This window comes from Ruegeria sp. AH12 (assembly GCF_056541465.1).
This window is the reverse complement of the sequence record NZ_JBQFYL010000054.1, coordinates 1-1,392: the sequence shown is the minus strand read 5'-3', so window position 1 is coordinate 1,392 and position 1,392 is coordinate 1. Positions and strand designations below refer to the sequence as shown.

Sequence of the window (1,392 nt, the reverse complement as noted above, 5' to 3'; positions counted from 1 at the left end):
CATATCGAAACCCCGATGGAAGAAATGGACGCTCCCATTCTGGCGGGCAAGAAATTGGCGCTGGTATCGATCCTGCGGGCTGGAAACGGGATGTTGGACGGCGTGCTGGAGCTGATCCCCTCTGCCCGAGTGGGGTTCGTGGGGCTTTATCGGGATGAAGAGACGCTGAAGCCGGTCCAATACTATTTCAAAGCTCCCGAGGGTTTGACGGATCGTTTGGTCATTGCTGTTGATCCGATGCTGGCAACCGGCAACAGCTCGGCTGCGGCCATTGATTTGCTGAAAGAGCAGGGGGCGAAAGATATCCGCTTTCTGTGCCTGCTGGCTGCCCCCGAGGGCGTCGCGCGCATGAAAGAGGCGCACCCGGATGTCAAAATCGTCACGGCCGCGCTGGATCGTGAGCTGAACTCAAAGGGTTACATTATGCCTGGACTAGGTGACGCTGGCGACCGGATGTTCGGGACCAAATAGGTGCTATTGCCCACAGATATTCTGTAGCCGGACCCAATCGCGGTCGGGCAGTACCTGTTCCAAAGTACGACCCGCCATCGGATCGGCTTCTATCAATCCAAGAACGGACTCGCCTGTGATATCAAGCGCATAGGCGTATGGGGTCGAGGGCAGGGCGGTCTGTGCAAAAACCGCGAGCAGCACGTCATCGCTTAGCTGCGGCTGTGGACCGGATAGAACCTGCTCGGTGTAGGTGTCCACGATCTCGGGCGTCAATTCGCCGGTAGTCAGCAACCGAAATGCGGCACTCGGGCCGGTACGGTCCAACAGATCGTCCAGCGGTTCCTGCTGAGTTGCCCGCGCGCGCGCGGCTATGATGTATCCGGCGGCAACGGCTGGGTCTTCGTGATCTTCGACCAGTGCCCGGTTTAGCAGTACGGTTCCACCCGGCAGGCTCAGGCTGTCAGGCAGACCTGCTGGTAGGATCACGATTTGGCGGACACCGGTGCGGCGCGCCAGCTGATCCAGCGACGCTTGCGCATCAGGCGAAGAGCAAGCCTTGCCTGACACCCTTTCGATCCGCTGCAGGATTGCATCGCCGATTTCTTGTTGCTTGACCTCTGGCACTACCGAAACAACATGGCGCTGCAGTGCGCTGGGTAGCCAGAACAAAAGCACTGCCAAGACCGCCAGAACAACCCCTGCAACGCTGAGCCAACGCAGCCGTCCGGGATGTGGTCTGGCACGGTCGATGGCGCGCTGCAGCCGGTCAATTGCTTCGATCATTGTGGTTTCAGATTCTGCAAGCTCCAGTGTTTCGCCGGGATCGCCGTCGGGATTGAATATTGCAGGGTAGGTTCCGGGGTTTTGTCGCTCTAGCGCCGCCAGCGACCAATGGGTCAGCGCGCTGTCATTGAAGTCAGAAATCGTCAGAGTGGCTTC

At 59.1% G+C, this 1,392-nt stretch carries 2 protein-coding genes; one reads left to right on the top strand and one right to left on the bottom strand.

Going from position 1 to position 1,392, the window contains the following annotated elements:
- Positions 1–471: uracil phosphoribosyltransferase (upp, locus tag ACR0EL_RS21515; RefSeq protein ID WP_480502199.1), on the top strand; the 471-nt coding region annotated here is incomplete at its 5' end.
- A gap of 3 nt (positions 472–474) precedes the next feature.
- Here upp and ACR0EL_RS21510 read toward each other — a convergent pair.
- Positions 475–1,392, bottom strand: a 918-nt coding sequence (locus ACR0EL_RS21510) for a hypothetical protein (protein WP_480502197.1), incomplete at its 5' end; no start/stop codon positions are given.